At 69.8% G+C, this 324-nt stretch carries 1 pseudogene; it reads right to left on the reverse strand.

From position 1 onward, the window contains the following. Nucleotides 1–315, reverse strand: a pseudogene (locus ACU18_RS18815) (HNH endonuclease); the annotation flags it as partial. Nucleotides 316–324: the final 9 nt, after the last annotated feature.

The raw sequence follows: 324 nt of genomic DNA on the forward strand, positions 1-324 counted from the left end.
CTGCTCTGCGGCGGGCACCCCGGCCCCGGCCTGGCGCTGCCGTTCGAGGTGGTCAAAGGCGATACTAAGGCGGGCCTGCGCCGCGGCCGCAGCGGATTTCAGGTCCTCCAACCCACGGATCTGGTTAATCAGGCCCGCACCCGTGGTGGCCGGACGCAAGGACCGCACCCCGGCCACCAAATCCGGTACCCCGGCGCCATGGGCGGCTGGCCGCACCGAACCAGCCCCGGCAACGATGCCCTGCACTCCCGCACCGTGGAAAGCGGCGGTGCCACTCGGCGTCGTCGGCGTCAGGTAATCCTGGGGCCTTTCCATACCTGAATT

This window comes from Arthrobacter sp. ZBG10 (genome assembly GCF_001238605.1).
In the GTDB taxonomy this organism is placed as follows: domain Bacteria; phylum Actinomycetota; class Actinomycetes; order Actinomycetales; family Micrococcaceae; genus Arthrobacter.